The sequence below is a fragment of the Bradyrhizobium sp. genome (assembly GCF_049519115.1).
In the GTDB taxonomy this organism is placed as follows: domain Bacteria; phylum Pseudomonadota; class Alphaproteobacteria; order Rhizobiales; family Xanthobacteraceae; genus Bradyrhizobium.
In genome coordinates this window covers 23,178-37,419 of record NZ_JBEKRB010000053.1, presented here as the reverse complement: position 1 = coordinate 37,419, position 14,242 = coordinate 23,178, and the positions used below count along the sequence as shown (strand labels likewise).

Annotated in this window: 16 protein-coding genes; 7 read left to right on the top strand and 9 right to left on the bottom strand. The window is 61.6% G+C overall.

Annotation, left to right across the window (positions count from 1 at the left end; all coding sequences use genetic code 11):
- Both ABSE61_RS29385 and ABSE61_RS29380 read right to left on the bottom strand, forming a co-directional pair.
- Positions 1 to 200, bottom strand: a 200-nt coding sequence (locus tag ABSE61_RS29385; RefSeq protein WP_423874669.1) for a TCP-1/cpn60 chaperonin family protein, incomplete at its 3' end; no start/stop codon positions are given.
- Between the two features lie 40 nt (positions 201 to 240).
- Positions 241 to 558, bottom strand: a complete 318-nt coding sequence (locus ABSE61_RS29380; RefSeq protein ID WP_298254674.1) for a co-chaperone GroES — start codon at positions 556 to 558, stop codon at positions 241 to 243.
- A 391-nt stretch (positions 559 to 949) separates the two neighbouring features.
- Between ABSE61_RS29380 and ABSE61_RS29375 the strand changes: the two genes are divergently transcribed.
- Together ABSE61_RS29375 and ABSE61_RS29370 are read left to right on the top strand one after the other, a co-directional pair.
- The gene (locus ABSE61_RS29375; RefSeq protein WP_423874668.1) at positions 950 to 1,234 is read left to right on the top strand and encodes an usg protein; all 285 of its coding nucleotides are present in this window, start codon (positions 950 to 952) and stop codon (positions 1,232 to 1,234) included.
- A 176-nt stretch (positions 1,235 to 1,410) separates the two neighbouring features.
- On the top strand, positions 1,411 to 1,956 hold the full coding sequence (locus ABSE61_RS29370; RefSeq protein WP_423874667.1) for a cupin domain-containing protein: 546 nt from the start codon (positions 1,411 to 1,413) through the stop codon (positions 1,954 to 1,956).
- A 103-nt stretch (positions 1,957 to 2,059) separates the two neighbouring features.
- Here ABSE61_RS29370 and ABSE61_RS29365 read toward each other — a convergent pair whose 3' ends face one another.
- The gene (locus ABSE61_RS29365) at positions 2,060 to 3,325 is read right to left on the bottom strand and encodes a NupC/NupG family nucleoside CNT transporter (protein WP_423874666.1); all 1,266 of its coding nucleotides are present in this window, start codon (positions 3,323 to 3,325) and stop codon (positions 2,060 to 2,062) included.
- A gap of 111 nt (positions 3,326 to 3,436) precedes the next feature.
- Between ABSE61_RS29365 and ABSE61_RS29360 the strand changes: the two genes are divergently transcribed.
- A complete protein-coding gene (locus ABSE61_RS29360; protein ID WP_423874665.1) occupies positions 3,437 to 4,660 on the top strand; it encodes an MFS transporter in 1,224 nt (407 codons plus the stop codon).
- 168 nt (positions 4,661 to 4,828) lie between these two features.
- Here ABSE61_RS29360 and ABSE61_RS29355 read toward each other — a convergent pair whose 3' ends face one another.
- The 5 genes from ABSE61_RS29355 to ABSE61_RS29335 all read right to left on the bottom strand — a co-directional run bounded on the left by ABSE61_RS29355 (position 4,829) and on the right by ABSE61_RS29335 (position 9,786).
- Complete coding sequence (locus ABSE61_RS29355) at positions 4,829 to 5,584, bottom strand: SDR family oxidoreductase (protein ID WP_423874664.1); 756 nt, start codon at positions 5,582 to 5,584, stop codon at positions 4,829 to 4,831.
- Between the two features lie 42 nt (positions 5,585 to 5,626).
- Positions 5,627 to 6,382 carry a proteasome-type protease gene (locus ABSE61_RS29350; protein ID WP_423874663.1) on the bottom strand — a complete coding sequence of 252 codons (756 nt, stop codon included), beginning with the start codon at positions 6,380 to 6,382 and terminating at the stop codon, positions 5,627 to 5,629.
- Positions 6,383 to 6,469: 87 nt separating this feature from the next.
- Positions 6,470 to 7,306, bottom strand: a complete 837-nt coding sequence (locus tag ABSE61_RS29345) for a transglutaminase family protein (protein ID WP_423874662.1) — start codon at positions 7,304 to 7,306, stop codon at positions 6,470 to 6,472.
- Between the two features lie 113 nt (positions 7,307 to 7,419).
- A complete protein-coding gene (locus ABSE61_RS29340; RefSeq protein WP_423874661.1) occupies positions 7,420 to 8,364 on the bottom strand; it encodes an alpha-E domain-containing protein in 945 nt (314 codons plus the stop codon).
- A 3-nt stretch (positions 8,365 to 8,367) separates the two neighbouring features.
- A complete protein-coding gene (locus ABSE61_RS29335) occupies positions 8,368 to 9,786 on the bottom strand; it encodes a circularly permuted type 2 ATP-grasp protein (protein ID WP_423874660.1) in 1,419 nt (472 codons plus the stop codon).
- 242 nt (positions 9,787 to 10,028) lie between these two features.
- Here ABSE61_RS29335 and ABSE61_RS29330 point away from each other — a divergent pair, with 242 nt between their 5' ends.
- The 3 genes from ABSE61_RS29330 to ABSE61_RS29320 all read left to right on the top strand — a co-directional run bounded on the left by ABSE61_RS29330 (position 10,029) and on the right by ABSE61_RS29320 (position 12,036).
- Entirely contained in the window at positions 10,029 to 10,766 is a 738-nt protein-coding gene (locus ABSE61_RS29330) for a competence/damage-inducible protein A (protein WP_423874659.1), read from the top strand.
- A gap of 37 nt (positions 10,767 to 10,803) precedes the next feature.
- On the top strand, positions 10,804 to 11,307 hold the full coding sequence (gene gpt, locus ABSE61_RS29325; RefSeq protein WP_423874658.1) for a xanthine phosphoribosyltransferase: 504 nt from the start codon (positions 10,804 to 10,806) through the stop codon (positions 11,305 to 11,307).
- 105 nt (positions 11,308 to 11,412) lie between these two features.
- Positions 11,413 to 12,036, top strand: coding sequence for a hypothetical protein (locus ABSE61_RS29320; protein ID WP_423874657.1), 624 nt, complete (start codon positions 11,413 to 11,415; stop codon positions 12,034 to 12,036).
- A 137-nt stretch (positions 12,037 to 12,173) separates the two neighbouring features.
- Here ABSE61_RS29320 and ABSE61_RS29315 read toward each other — a convergent pair whose 3' ends face one another.
- Complete coding sequence (locus tag ABSE61_RS29315) at positions 12,174 to 13,196, bottom strand: methionine synthase (RefSeq protein ID WP_423874656.1); 1,023 nt, start codon at positions 13,194 to 13,196, stop codon at positions 12,174 to 12,176.
- A 248-nt stretch (positions 13,197 to 13,444) separates the two neighbouring features.
- Here ABSE61_RS29315 and ABSE61_RS29310 point away from each other — a divergent pair, with 248 nt between their 5' ends.
- Positions 13,445 to 14,149, top strand: a complete 705-nt coding sequence (locus tag ABSE61_RS29310) for a glutathione S-transferase N-terminal domain-containing protein (RefSeq protein WP_423874655.1) — start codon at positions 13,445 to 13,447, stop codon at positions 14,147 to 14,149.
- Positions 14,150 to 14,242: the final 93 nt, after the last annotated feature.

Below are 14,242 nucleotides of genomic sequence, written 5' to 3'. Positions count from 1 at the left end.
TCGAACTTGTCTTCAAGCTCGATTTCCTTGGCGACGGTGACGCCGTCCTTGGTGATGCGGGGGGCGCCGAACGACTTGTCGAGCACGACGTTGCGGCCCTTGGGGCCGAGCGTCACCTTGACCGCGTTGGCGAGAATCTCGACGCCGCGCAGCATGCGGTCGCGGGCGTCGACGCCGAATTTAACTTCTTTCGCTGACATTGAGTGTTTCCTTGAAATCTAGGGATGAGGAAAAGGACGCTTAAGCGGCCTTCTTCTTGCTGGCGGGAACGTCGGTGAGGACGCCCATGATGTCGCTCTCCTTCATGATGAGGAGATCTTCGCCATCGATCTTGACTTCAGTGCCCGACCATTTGCCGAACAGGACGCGGTCGCCGACCTTGATGTCGATCGGGATCAGCTTGCCAGCCTCGTCACGGCCACCCGGGCCGACGGCGGTGACTTCGCCCTGCGAGGGCTTTTCCTTGGCTGAATCGGGAATGATGATGCCGCCTGCGGTCTTCTCTTCGGCGTCGATGCGCTTGACCACGACGCGGTCGTGAAGCGGACGGAATTTCATGCAGTCCTCCTAAGATTTTGAAGATGTTTGCGATTTTTGCAAAATTGGCACTCGCCGCCGACGAGTGCCAGCGGGCTAAACAGGAGATAATCCAGGTTGAGCGGGGAGACAAGGTGCCTTAGCAGAAAAATTGGCACTCAAATGTGGCGCCTGCCAATTTCAGAAATCATCGTTAATCCGGCAGGGTCTGAGCTCGCGCGATGCATTAGCAGTCGCGGCAAGTTGCTGCCAGTGCTGACTTTTTCAACAATTCATTAAACATTTAGCCTTGTGATGGGTTGTTCGCGTGCGTCACATTTCTCTCATGTGAGTGCATCTCGACTCAGGTGGCTCTGTTCCGTGTTCCGGCCACCCCAGCCGCAAATGCACTCTCGCAATTTGGAGGGTTGGCATGGTCTCGCGGGTTGGCGTTTCCGAAGACTTCCGGAAACAGGTGCTGGGTTATGGGCTGACGACGGCGGAAATTCTCTACCGGATGCCGGATCATCCATCGCTGCTGCAAACATACGTCTGGCAGAATTACGATCTGTTTCCGAAATTCCCGGCGCTGCGGGATTTCCTCGCCTTCTGGGAGCAAAAACTCGAGGGACCGCTTTATTCGGTCCGCGTGGCGCATTCCAAACTGATCAAGCCAGCTGAACTGCGCGCCGTCGACGGCGTGTTTCGGTTGCATTGAGCCCGTCATTGCGAGCGAAGCGAAGCAATCCAGAATGAGTGCACGAGTCTGGATTGCTTCGTCGCTGCGCTCCTCGCAATGACGCGGAGAGAGTTCAGCCTAAACTGCTCGCTTGTCCGGGACGACGAGCGTGGCATGTGCTAGCCTCGTTCGAACAACGAACAGGGAGAGCAGGGATGGCCAAGAAGAAGTCGAAGAAGCCGGCCTCACGGGCCGCCGCGACCAAGAAAGTCGCGCAGAAGAAATCGTCGGCGCGCAAAGTTGCCGCCAAGCCCACCGCGCGGCGCAAACTCAAGAGCAAGGGCAGGGCGGCAGCGCCCGTCAAGCGCGCGCGAGGCAAACAGCGCGTCGCCATCAGCCATTACCGTGACGAGGACTTCAAGGCCGACGGCCTGCGCACGTACGCGAAGTACCGCGATCTTGGTGTGGCCGAAGCCAGCGCCGGCGTGGCGCGGGCGCATGTGATCCGCCTGATCGGGCCGTGCGAGCCGGAGGTGGTGTCGAAACTGCATTTCCACGACGTCGATTTCCAGATGGTCTATGTCCTCAAGGGATGGGTGAAGACCTATCTGGAAGGCGTTGGCGAGACGATGTTCAAGACGGGCAGTTCCTGGACCCAGCCGTCGCGCATCAAACACCTGATCATGGATTACTCCGACGACGTCGAATTGCTGGAAGTGATCCTGCCGGCCGAGTTCAAGACGGTCGAATTGGCGGTGTGATTGGGGCGCCGTCATTCCGGGGCGCACGAAGTGCGAACCCGGAATCTCGAGATTCCGGGTCCAACCCTGCGGGTTGTCCCGGAATGACGACGCCATGGCGTCGTCACGTCAACACCCCGACAATCGCGCCCATCAGGCACGTCGTCAGCGTGCCCGAGACGATCGATTTCAATCCGAGCGAATTGATTTCGGCGCGGCGGTCCGGCGCCATGGTGCCGAGGCCGCCGACCATGATGCCGAGGCTGCCGAAATTGGCGAAGCCGCACATCGCATACAGCATGATCAGCCGCGAACGCGGGTCGAGCGTGTCGGTGCCGAGCTTCGAAAAATCGACATAGGCGATTAGCTCGTTGAGCACGGTTTTGGTGCCCATCAGGCTGCCGGCCGGGACCGCTTGCGACCACGGCAATCCCATCAGCCAGCACACCGGCGCCATCACGTAGCCGAGCAGCCGCTGCAAGGTGATCGCACCGTTCATATCCGGCAGCAGGCCGAGAATCGAATTGGCAAGATGAACCAGCGCCACCAGTACGATCAGCATGGCGACGATGTTGAGCAGCAGTTCAAGGCCTGCGGTGGTGCCCTTGACGATCGCATCCATGGTGGAGGCCGCATGCAGGTCGGGATCATTGGCGAGGCGCGGATCGGCTGACGAGCCGCCGGTCTTCACGTCGATAGTTTCAGGCACCATGATCAGGCTGACGAGAATGGCCGCGGGCGCGCCCAGCACCGAGGCAATCACAAAATGCGCCCCCGCATCCGGGATCAGAGGCGCCAGCAGCGTGGCGTAAAGCACCAGCACGGTGCCGGCGATGCCCGCCATGCCGCCGGTCATCACCAGAAACAGTTCGCTGCGGGTCAGTCTCGCGAGATAAGGGCGGATAAACAGCGGCGCTTCGACCATGCCGAGAAAGACGTTGGCGGCGGTGGAGAGCCCGACCGCGCCGCCGATTCCAAGCGTGCGCTCGAGCGCCCAGGCCAGGCCGCGCACCACCGGCGGCAGGATGCGCCAGTAGAACAGCAGCGTGGTCAGCACGCTCATCACCAGCACGATGGGCAGCGCCTGGAACGCCAGGATGAACTCGTTACCCGGCGATTTCAGGTCGAATGGCAGCGCGCCGCCGCCGAGATAGCCGAACACGAACGAAGTACCCGCGCGCGAGGCCTGCGCGATCGCGCCGACCGCGTCGTTGATGGCGCCGAACACATGCGCCACGCCGGGCAATTTGATCAGCACGACGGCGGTGAGAAGGGTGACCAGAAGCCCGATCGCCGTCTGCCGCAGCGAAACCGCACGGCGGTTCTCGCCAAAAATCCAGGCGAGCCCGAGCAGGGCAACAATGCCGAGCGCCGATTGCAGTTGAAGCATGATGCCCCTCGAAACCCCAGTGGATTATGGCAGCGTTGCAAGCCATGCAAAGCCTATTCTGAAGCGAGCGGCCGTTGACAACAAAGCCATCATCGGTCACCGATCATGATTATGTCCTCACTTTCGCCGGTGACCGCCGGCACGCTGCTCAAACAGCCCTCTTTTCTCTTCTTCCTGCTGTCGCGAAGCCTGACGCGATTCGCCAGCCAGATCGGCGCGGTGGCGATCGGCTGGCAGATCTATGATCTGACCGGCAGCGCCTTCGAGCTTGGCATGATCGGGCTGGTGCAGTTCCTGCCCACCGCGCTCTTGGTGTTTGTCGCAGGCCACACCGCCGACAAGTTCGAACGCAAGCGTGTGGTGCAGCTCTGCCAGTTGGCGGAAGCTCTCACTGCTCTATTCCTTTGTTGGGGCTCCTATGCCGGCTGGCTCACCGAGGTTCACATCTTCATCGCGACGTTCGTGCTGGGGATGGCGGGTGCGTTCGAGAGCCCGACCATCGCGGCGCTTCTGCCGCTGATTGCGCCGCAGGGTTCGCTGCAACGCGCCACCGCACTGTCGAGCGCGGCCGCGCAGGTCGCGACCATCACCGGTCCCGCGCTCGGCGGAATTGCTTTTGCGTTCGCGCCCGGTTTGCCCTACGGCATCATGCTGGTGTTCTGGCTGCTCAGTGCGGTGCTGACCGGTGCCATCAAGGCGACCGAACCTGAATCCCCCAAGGATGCGGCCACGGCGGACGACATCTATGCCGGCGTCCGTTTCATCCGTAATAATTCCGCGATCCTCGGCACGATCTCGCTCGATCTGTTCGCGGTGTTGTTCGGCGGGGTGACCGCGCTGCTGCCGATCTATGCGCGCGACATCCTGATGGCGGGCCCGTTCGGCCTCGGCATCCTGCGCGCCGCGCCGGCCGTCGGCGCATTGATCATGACCGCGGTGTTGGCGCGCCACGCCATTGAAAGCCGTGTCGGATTGCGGATGTTTCAGTCGGTGATCGTGTTCGGTGTGGCGACCGTCGTATTTGCGCTGTCGCACTGGATGTGGCTGTCGGTGCTGGCGCTGGCGGTTCTCGGCGCCGCCGATACGGTGAGCGTGGTGATCCGTTTTTCGCTGGTGCAGTTGTCGACGCCGAACGACATGCGCGGCCGGGTCGGCGCGGTGAACTTCCTGTTCATCAACGCCTCGAACTATCTCGGTCAGTTCGAAAGCGGCGTGGCGGCCGCGCTGCTCGGCACGGTGGCCTCGGCCGTGCTCGGCGGCGTCGCTACGGTCGCGATCGCGCTATTGTGGATGAAACTGTTCCCGACGCTGCGCGATGTGGAGAGACTGGAGTAGGGCGCGCGCTCTTGTCCCGGACGCGATGAAGCGTAAAACGACTCAGCGCAGATCCGGTACCCAAGAAGATGAGGCGAAGATAGGCCCCGGTTCAGCAGCGCATCGCATAGCGCGTCTAAGACGCGCGTGAACGCGCTTATGCGCGGCGCTGCGCCCGGGGCACGAAACTTAACCCCGCCCAACGAACGGCATCTTGCTCGCCATCACCGTCATGAACAGCACGTTGGCGTCGAGCGGCAGGCCCGCCATGTAGGCGACCGCGTCGCCGACCGCCTTGGAGTCCATCCGCGGTTCCGGCATCTTGCGGCCGTCCGGCTGCAAGACGCCGTCGACCATGCGGTCGGTCATGGGGGTTGCGGCATTGCCGATATCGAGTTGGCCGACCGCTATGTCATAGGCGCGGCCGTCGAGATTGGTGGCCTTGGTGAGGCCGGTGATGGCATGCTTGGTCGAGGTATAGGGGGCGGAGAACGGCCGCGGCGCATGCGCGGAAATCGAACCGTTGTTGATGATGCGGCCACCGCGCGGGGTCTGGTCCTTCATGATGCGGAACGCATGCTGCGTGCACAGGAACGCCGCGGTGAGGTTGGTGGACACCACCGCCTGCCACTGCGCGAGGCTCAAATCCTCAAACGGCATCGCGGGTGTTCCCATGCCGGCATTGTTGAACAAGAGATCGAGCCGGCCATAGGTCTCCATCACCTTGGCGAAAAGTGCTGCGATCGCGCCTGCGTCTGTCATGTCGGCGGAGACGGCGAGGCTCTTGCCGGCAACGCCGAGCTTGGCGGTTTCTTCCAGCTTCTCCAGGCGACGCCCGGCGAGCACGACGGTGAAGCCCGCATTCATCAGCGCCAATGAAGCCGCGCGTCCGACGCCGGTTCCGGCTCCGGTGACGATCGCGATCTTGTTTTTGGGCTCGGTCATTGTTTCCTGCCTTTTTTCTTCGGTTTTACGTCTTGTCGTATTTTATGTTTTCGGTGTTTCGGTCTTGTAGGGCGGCCGCGGGATGTTCTGATGCGCCGCCCGCAACGCCGCCGACCAGCGTGAACGCAAATCGTGGAAATAGGGCTCGCCGGCCTCGATGCGGTGGTTGAGGTCGGCGTCGCAGACGTCCGAACGCGCCACCAGCACGTCGATCGGGAGGCCGACGCCGAGATTGGAGCGCATGGTGGAGTCCATCGAGATCAGGCTGGTCTTGAGCGCCTCGTAAAGCTCGACGTCGTAGTGCATGGCGCGGTCCAGCACCGGTTTGCCGTATTTGTGTTCGCCGATCTGCAAATAGGGCGTATCGGTGGTGCATTCGATGAAATTGCCGGCCGGATAGACCATGAACAGGCGCATCCGCGCGCCCTTGATCTGGCCGCCAAACAGGAACGACACGTCGAAATTGATGTCTTCCGATTTCAGCGCGGTGCCTTCGGTGGCGTTGACGGCGCGGATTGCGCGGCCGATGCGCTGCGCGGCCTGGAACATGGTCGGCGCGTTCATCAGCGTTTCGACGTCGCCTGTGTCGGGGTCTTCCATGCCTTCGGTCAGGGTCGACAGCACGGACTGGCTGATCGCGAGATTGCCGGCGCTAGCGATTGCCATGATGCGCTCGCCGGGCTTGGAGAAGATGTGCAGTTTGCGGAACGTCGAGACGTTATCGAGACCGGCATTGGTGCGGGTGTCGGCGATCATGACAAGCCCTTCCCGCACCAGCACTCCGCAGCAATAGGTCATTTCGCGTCCCTAAATATTATCGCGGCGCGAAACTAGCCAATTTCGCCTGCCGGTCCAACCCCAATCGGACAATCGAGGCGGGTGGAATTATGACTGGCTTTGCCACTGGCCCTGGCGGCCGGCCTGATCGACCTGCACCGCAACTGTCAGCACTTCGGTGCCGCCGCCATAGCGGGTGCCGCGGACCGGTGCGGCGCCGAGATAATCGAGGCCGAGCGCCACGCGGGCGTGGGCGTCGGTGGCGCAGATCGCATTCGCCGGATCGAAGGCGACCCAGCCCAAATTCGGCACGTAGGCTTCGGCCCAGGCGTGACCGGCCGGCTGGTTCACCAAGCCGTCGGAGCGCAGGAAATGCCCCGATATGAAACGGGCGGGCACGCTCACCGAGCGCGCGCAGGCGATGAAGATATGCGCGTAGTCCTGGCATACGCCGCGCTTCAAGGCGAAAGCCTCGGCCGCCGACGTCCCGCTATTGGTCGGATCCTCGTCGAACGTCATGTGGTCGTTGATCTGGAGCATCAGGGCATGCAGGAATCCCAGCACGTCTTTCTCCGACTCCGAACGCAGTTCGCGCGAGAACGCCTCCATCGCCGGATTGACCTGCGTCAACTCGGTCGTGCGTAAAAAAAAGCCCGGCGGAAAACGTTCGTCGGTGCCGCGCAGCACGCCGCCGGTGTCGTGGGTTTCGATCAGGCCCTGAGCCGTGATGGTGAGGTCTGAGAGCGCAGACTCGGTCAGCACATGGATGGTGTTGCCGAAGGCGTCCTGACGTACATGAAGGCGGGAGTCGGTGGATACGTCGATCTGCCACTCGGCGACATATTGTCCGTCATGGCTGCCGGGCGTCATCCGCAGAATCTGGGTGATGCCGGTGGCCGCCGGTTCGTAGTGATAGGTGGTTGAGTGGGCGATGCGCAGGCGCATGAGGTGTATTTCCGAGTCAATGTCGTGAGGCAGCGGAAGTGCGCTCCCTCTCCCAAAGGGAGAGGTGGGACTGAACCAGCGGATGCGTCTGATTGCAAATCAAGCTTCTAACGTCAGATCAAATACTGTTTGGCGATGATTTCACCAAGCCTTGAATTGTCGGCGATGAATTCCTGGATGAATTCATGCACGCCGTGCTGGAAAATATCATCCATATTGCTGTGTTCCAGCCGGTTGCGGACGCCGCGGGCGTGGCGCTGGGAGGCGCCCTGACGGCCATAGGCAACCCCGATCTGGTCCAGATTGCGCACGAGATTGCCGTAACAACTTGCCAGCGAACGCGGCAGGGTATCGTTGAGGATCAGGAGGTCGGCGATCAGCCAGGGCTTCATGGTCTCGCGATAGACCCAGTGATAGGCGGTCAGCGCCGACACCGAGCGCAGGATCGAGGTCCACTGATAATAGTCGAGCGGGCCGCCGACATGTTCCTCTTCGGGCAGCAGCACGTGGTATTTCACGTCGAGGATGCGGGCGGTGTTGTCGGCGCGCTCGACATGAACGCCGAGGCGCGAGAACCAGTAGGCGTCGTTGCGCAGCATGGTGCGGTAGGCCGAGCCATCGAAACGCAGCGATGTTTCCTGCACGAAGCGCAGGAAGCGCGCCAGTTCCTCGCGGGTCTTGGTGCCTTTGCCCCAGAGTTCCCCGAGCTCGATCCAGGCCGAGTTGATGGTGTCCCACATTTCGCTGGTGAGCGCGGTGCGTACCGAACGCGAATTTAGCCGGGCCGCCTCGATGCAGTTCTTGATCGAGGAGGGGTTATTGGGGTTGAACGACAGATAGTCGACGACGTTCTGTTCGTTGGCTTCGCTGTAGAGCTTGTAGAAGTTTTGGCTGACGCCGGCGGTGAGCAGCGCCGATTCCCATTCATTGGTCTTGCCGATATAGGCGGCCGGCAGCGCGGTCACGCGCAAGGTCGCGTCGATCGTGCGCGCGATATATTCGGCCCGTTCGACATAGCGGGCGAGCCAGTAAAGGTTTTCAGCGGTGCGCGACAGCATGAATTATTCGTCCAATATCCAGGTGTCCTTGGTGCCGCCACCCTGGCTCGAATTGACCACCAGCGAGCCTTCCTTCAGCGCCACCCGCGTCAGGCCGCCCGGCACGATGGTCGTGCGCTGGCTTCCCGTCAGCACAAACGGCCGCAAATCGACGTGGCGCGGCGCAAGACCGGACGCAGTGCAGGTCGGGCAGGTCGATAGCGCCAGCGTCGGCTGGGCGATGAATCCTTCCGGCTCGCGCTTCAACTTGTCGCGAAACGCCTCGATCGTGGCCTTGGTCGCGGCCGGTCCGATCAGCATGCCGTAGCCGCCCGAGCCGTGAACTTCCTTGACGACGAGTTCACTGAGATGGTCGAGCACGTAAGCGAGGTCTTTCGGTTCGCGGCAGCGCCAGGTCTGCACGTTCTTCAGGATCGGCTCTTCGCTGAGATAGAATTTCACGATCTCCGGCATGTAGGAGTAGATCGCCTTGTCGTCGGCAATGCCGGTGCCGACCGCATTGGCCAGCGTGATATTGCCGGCGGCATAGGCCGACATCAGTCCGGGCACGCCGAGCGCGGAATCCGGCCGGAAGGTGAGGGGGTCGAGGAAGTCGTCGTCGAGGCGGCGGTAGATGACGTCGACGCGTTTGAGGCCTTCGGTGGTGCGCATGAACACCTCATCGTCCTTGACGATGAGGTCGCGCCCTTCGACCAGTTCGATGCCGAGCTTGTCGGCGAGGAACGAGTGTTCGTAGTAGGCCGAGTTGTAGACGCCGGGCGTCATCAGCGCCACCGTCGGCTCGGCGGCGGCACTCAACGGCGCCACCGATCGCAGCGCCGACAACAGTTCGTCCGGATATTTCTCGACCGGCGCGATGTGGTGGCGCGCAAACAGATCCGGAAACAGCCGCATCATGATTTCGCGGTTTTCCAGCATGTAGGACACGCCGGACGGCGTGCGGGCGTTGTCTTCCAGCACGATGAAGTTGTCCGCATCGGTCCGAATGATGTCGATGCCGGCGACATGCACATAGATATCGTGCGGCACGTCCTGGCCGTTCATTTCGGGACGGAACACCGGGTTCTGAAAGATCAGGTCCTCGGGCACGATGTTGGCGCGCAGGATGTCGCGGCCGTGATAGATGTCGCGCAGGAACATGTTGAGCGCGCGCACGCGCTGTTTGAGACCTTTCTCAAGAACGGTCCATTCCTTGGCGGATACGATTCTGGGAATGACGTCGAAGGGGATCAGCCGTTCCTGGGCTTCCGCGTCGCCATAGACCGCAAAGGTGATGCCGATCCGGCGGAACAGAAGTTCGGCCTCCTGGCGGCGATATTCCAGCGTGTCTGGCGGCGTCTCCTTCAGCCAGCGGGAGAGTTCCTCATAGGCCGGACGAAGGTCACCGCCCATGCCGTTCATTTCATCGAAGGCAACTGCCATGAATCTCGACCGTCCCCCAAAGCCATTCGCTACAGTGCATGACTTCACAGGATGGTAGCAAGGCTCACGCCAGCGCGATATGGATTGGTCCCGGCCTTTTGCTGGGTATACCGGGGTCGGTTGCCGAAAAAACAGCTTGCGGCTGCTCATTTCGGCAGCAAAATCTGGCCAGACATCAAGGTCTTGGCCCGACAAGCGAAGTTCGGCCAAAGTGCGGGCTTAAGGCCTGCGTAGGAGAGACTATGAGTGAGATCGTCACGGCGGGAATTCTGGTGATCGGTGACGAAATCCTGTCCGGGCGGACCAAAGACAAGAACATCGGCTTCATCGCCGAGTACCTCACCAACATCGGCATCGACCTCAAGGAAGTGCGCGTCGTCGCCGACGAGGAGCCTGAGATCATTGTCGCGTTGGATGCACTGCGTCATCGCTATACCTATGTCTTTACCACCGGCGGCATTGGGCCAACCCACGACGACATCACCGCCGACAGCGTGGCCAAGGCTTTCGGTGTCGGCATCGACCACCATCCGGAAGTCGTGGCGCGGTTTCGCGAACGCTGGGGCGAGGCCGATCTGAACGAGGCGCGGTTGCGGATGGCCCGCATTCCCGACGGCGCCGAGCTGATCCAGAGCGCGACGATCCTCGCGCCCGGCTTCAAGATCGACAATGTGATCGTGATGGCCGGCGTGCCGACGATCATGCAGGCGATGATGGACATCGTAGCGCCGAAGCTCAAATCCGGCGTGCGGATGCTGTCGGACACCGTTCGCGCCAACGCCCGCGAGGGCGACATCGGCGGCCCCTTGCGCGACATCGCTCAAGCTCATCCCGATACCATCATCGGCAGCTATCCCTTCACCGACGAGGACAAAAAGCCGAACACCAATCTGGTGGTCCGCTCGCGCGATCCGGAGAAGCTCGCGGCGGCGATGAATGCCGTGAAGGACATGCTGGCCGGGTTGAGCGTGGTTCGTTAAGCAGAAATCAGATCAGAGATAACAGCAGGGGGAAAGAATGGCAGATCCAAGTGCAGGGAAGGCCTTTCCGGTATCGTGGGACCAGTTTCACCGCGATTGCCGGGCGTTGACCTGGCGGCTCAATGAGGTCGGCCCGTTTCATGCCGTGATCGCGATCACCCGCGGCGGTCTGGTGCCGGCGGCGATCGTGGCGCGCGAACTCGGCGTCCGCATTATCGATACCGTCTGCATCGCGAGCTACGACCACACCAAGCAGGGCGATTTGAACGTGCTCAAGGGCGTTTCGCCTGACACCGCCAAGCTGGGCGGCGGCACCGGCAAGGGACTTCTGATCGTCGACGACCTCGTCGATACCGGCAAGACCGGGCGCATGGTCCGTGACCTGCTGCCGGATGCGCATTTCGCCACCGTCTACGCCAAGCCGAAAGGACGCCCGCTGGTCGATACCTTCATCACTGAAGTATCGCAGGACACCTGGATCTTCTTTCCCTGGGACACCGCGCTGTCGTTCCAGCCGCCGATCCGCGACGGGGCTGCTTAAATTTCCGCCGTCATTGCGAGGAGCGTAAGCGACGAAGCAATCCAGTCTTTTGAAGATTGCTGGATTGCTTCGCTTCGCTCGCAATGACGAAAGCGAGGCATATGCATGCCCCTGCAAAACCGCGTATTGCCGACGGGCGAAATCGTCGCGATCCCTTCGCGCGGCATGTTTGTCGGCAATCGCGGCATCATCCACAGCCCTGCCACGAAAACGCTGCTCAGGAAACGCTGGTCGACCGACGCATGGCTTACTTGCGTTCTGGAATTCCGCGGCCGCCGGCGCAAGGTGATGGAACGGCAAAGCTGGACCGAGCTGTTCTTTCTCGATGAGGCCACGGCTTTTGCAGCGGGGCATCGGCCGTGTTTCTATTGCCGGCGCGTGGATGCCAACCGTTTCCGTGCCTCCTGGGAGAAGGGCAATCGCGTCAGCGACGTGCTCGCGCCCGAGATGGATGCGGCCTTGCACCGGGAACGCTTCGCCAGCGTGAAGAAATTACACCCTCTGCCAAGGCCACTCGAAAAACTGCCCGACGGCACGATGGTGCAGGCGGGCGAGGCGAGCTTTCTGATCGCACAGGGAAAGGCGCTGAAGTGGTCGCCTTCCGGCTATCGCGCGGTGAAGGGCGAGATCACGGATGCGAAACTCCTGACGCCGCCTTCGACCGTGCGCGCGTTCTCGGCCGGCTATCGGCCGGTGCTGCATGAGAGTGCAGGCAAGTCTATCGATTAACCGTCATTCCGGGGCGCACCGTTAGGTGCGAACTACGATGTGCAATTGTACATCGGAGAATCCATTTCTCCCCCGCGCCGTGGCATGATGGATTCCGGCTCGTTTTTACGAGCGCCCCGGAATGACGCCTTGGGGCGTCACCCCAGCCTCTGCCGCGCCAGCTTCGCGCCGGCGCCGAGCGCCATCAATTTGGCTTCGGCGATATCGCGGCGCATCGGCGCCATGCCGCAATTGGTGGTCGGGATGATGTCGCTCTTGGCCACGAACTTCGACACGGCATCGATCACGGCAACAACATCTTCGGCGGTCTCGACCGTGTCGCTCGCGACATCGATCACGCCGGCCTGGACTTTCTTGCCCTTGAGCAGTGCAAGCAGTTCGAGCGGCACGCGTGAATTGCGGCATTCGATCGCGACTTGCTGGATCGGGCTTTTGGCGATCGTCGGGAAGATGTCTTCGTACTGCCGCCACTCGTTGCCGAGGGTTTCCTTCCAGTCGGTGTTGGCCTTGATGCCGTAGCCGTAGCAGATGTGCACGGCGGTAGCGCAGGTCAGCCCTTCGGCGGCGCGCTCCAGCGCTTTGATGCCCCAGTCGTTGACCGCGTCCATATAGACGTTGAAGGCGGGCTCATCGAATTGTACGAGGTCGACGCCATCGGCCTGCAACGCCTTGGCTTCCTCGTTGAGCAGTTCGGCAAAGACAAACGCCATCTTGACGCGGTCGCCGTAATATTGATCGGCGATGGTGTCGATGATGGTCATCGGGCCGGGCAACGTGAACTTCAGCTTGCGCGTGGTGTGGGTGCGGGCGACGCGGGCTTCGTCGGCATGGACGCGGCCCTTGAGCCGCAGCGGCGCCACCACCTGCGGCACCATTGCCTTGTAGCGATCTTTGCGGATTCCCATCTCGACCTTGTGGGCGAAATCGATGCCGTCGACCTTTTCCAGGAAGCCGTGGACGAAATGTTGGCGGGCCTGCTCGCCTTCGGTGACGATGTCGATGCCGGCGTCTTCCTGAATCTTCACCGCCAGCATGGTCGCATCGCGCTTGGCGCGCGCGAGTTCGTCGCCCTGCGATTTCCAGGGCGCCCAAAGCCTGTTCGGTTCGGCCAGCCATTCGGGCTTGGGCAGGGAGCCGGCGATCGTGGTGGGAAACAGCATGGTGGGCGTGTCCTCTGGCGTTTCGTGACTTGTTGGGCCTCTCAATGCCATGTCCCGGGGACGAGGTACAGGACAACAAAGGTCGTCATGCCCGGGCTTGACCCGGGCATCCACGTCCTTCCTTTGCGAAATCAAGACGTGGATGGCCGGGACGATGCCCGGCCATGACGAGGAAGCACTTTGGTCCTCATCGGCTCTGTTCTAGAATGCCGCTGACGAGAGCGAATATCTATCCAGAGTCCGCCCCCATGATCGACCTTTATTACGCGCCGACGCCGAACGGCTGGAAAATCTCGATCATGCTCGAGGAGCTGGGCGTCCCCTACAATGTCATTCCGGTCAACATTCGGGCGGGCGATCAGTTCAAGCCGGAATTTCTGGCCGTCAGCCCGAACAACCGGATTCCCGCGATCGTCGACGACCGGCCGTCCGACGGCGGCGGGCCGTTTTCAGTTTTTGAAACGGGCGCAATCCTGATTTATCTTGCTGACAAGTTCGGGCGCTTTTTGCCGCAGGAAATGCGCGCGCGCTCGGTCGTGATCCAGTGGGTGATGTGGCAGATGAGCGGCCTTGGGCCGATGCTCGGCCAGCACGGGCATTTCGCGCTCTACGCGCCGGAAAAAATTCCCTATGCGATCCAGCGCTACCGCGACGAGGCGGCGCGGCTTTATCATGTGCTCGATACGCAACTCGGCAAGACCGCCGCCTATGTTGCAGGCAAGGATTATTCCATCGCCGACATCGCCTGCTTCCCCTGGACCATGACGCACAAGGCCCAAGGCTTTACGCTCGACGACTATCCGAACGTCAAACGCTGGTATGCGGACATTCGCGCGCGTCCGCAGGTGCAGGCAGGATTAGCGGTCGGTAAATTCGTCAAGGAGCCGTTTGACGAGGAGGCGCGCAAGAACATGTTCGGGCAAAGGGCGAAAGAGATGATGGGGAAGAAGTAGCCGTGTCCCGGGCGCACTGCGGCGCCATAAGCGCGTTTACGCGCGTCTAGACGCGCTATGGCGCTGCGGTGCAGAACCGGGACCCAGGAATCA

Bases quoted from the DNA above. Each gene is read 5' to 3' on its own strand.
- ABSE61_RS29380 (WP_298254674.1), bottom strand. From the start codon at position 558: ATGAAATTCCGTCCGCTTCACGACCGCGTCGTGGTCAAGCGCATCGAC.
- ABSE61_RS29375 (WP_423874668.1), top strand. From the start codon at position 950: ATGGTCTCGCGGGTTGGCGTTTCCGAAGACTTCCGGAAACAGGTGCTG.
- ABSE61_RS29370 (WP_423874667.1), top strand. From the start codon at position 1,411: ATGGCCAAGAAGAAGTCGAAGAAGCCGGCCTCACGGGCCGCCGCGACC.
- ABSE61_RS29365 (WP_423874666.1), bottom strand. From the start codon at position 3,325: ATGCTTCAACTGCAATCGGCGCTCGGCATTGTTGCCCTGCTCGGGCTC.
- ABSE61_RS29360 (WP_423874665.1), top strand. From the start codon at position 3,437: ATGTCCTCACTTTCGCCGGTGACCGCCGGCACGCTGCTCAAACAGCCC.
- ABSE61_RS29355 (WP_423874664.1), bottom strand. From the start codon at position 5,584: ATGACCGAGCCCAAAAACAAGATCGCGATCGTCACCGGAGCCGGAACC.
- ABSE61_RS29350 (WP_423874663.1), bottom strand. From the start codon at position 6,382: ATGACCTATTGCTGCGGAGTGCTGGTGCGGGAAGGGCTTGTCATGATC.
- ABSE61_RS29345 (WP_423874662.1), bottom strand. From the start codon at position 7,306: ATGCGCCTGCGCATCGCCCACTCAACCACCTATCACTACGAACCGGCG.
- ABSE61_RS29340 (WP_423874661.1), bottom strand. From the start codon at position 8,364: ATGCTGTCGCGCACCGCTGAAAACCTTTACTGGCTCGCCCGCTATGTC.
- ABSE61_RS29335 (WP_423874660.1), bottom strand. From the start codon at position 9,786: ATGGCAGTTGCCTTCGATGAAATGAACGGCATGGGCGGTGACCTTCGT.
- ABSE61_RS29330 (WP_423874659.1), top strand. From the start codon at position 10,029: ATGAGTGAGATCGTCACGGCGGGAATTCTGGTGATCGGTGACGAAATC.
- gpt (WP_423874658.1), top strand. From the start codon at position 10,804: ATGGCAGATCCAAGTGCAGGGAAGGCCTTTCCGGTATCGTGGGACCAG.
- ABSE61_RS29320 (WP_423874657.1), top strand. From the start codon at position 11,413: ATGCCCCTGCAAAACCGCGTATTGCCGACGGGCGAAATCGTCGCGATC.
- ABSE61_RS29315 (WP_423874656.1), bottom strand. From the start codon at position 13,196: ATGCTGTTTCCCACCACGATCGCCGGCTCCCTGCCCAAGCCCGAATGG.
- ABSE61_RS29310 (WP_423874655.1), top strand. From the start codon at position 13,445: ATGATCGACCTTTATTACGCGCCGACGCCGAACGGCTGGAAAATCTCG.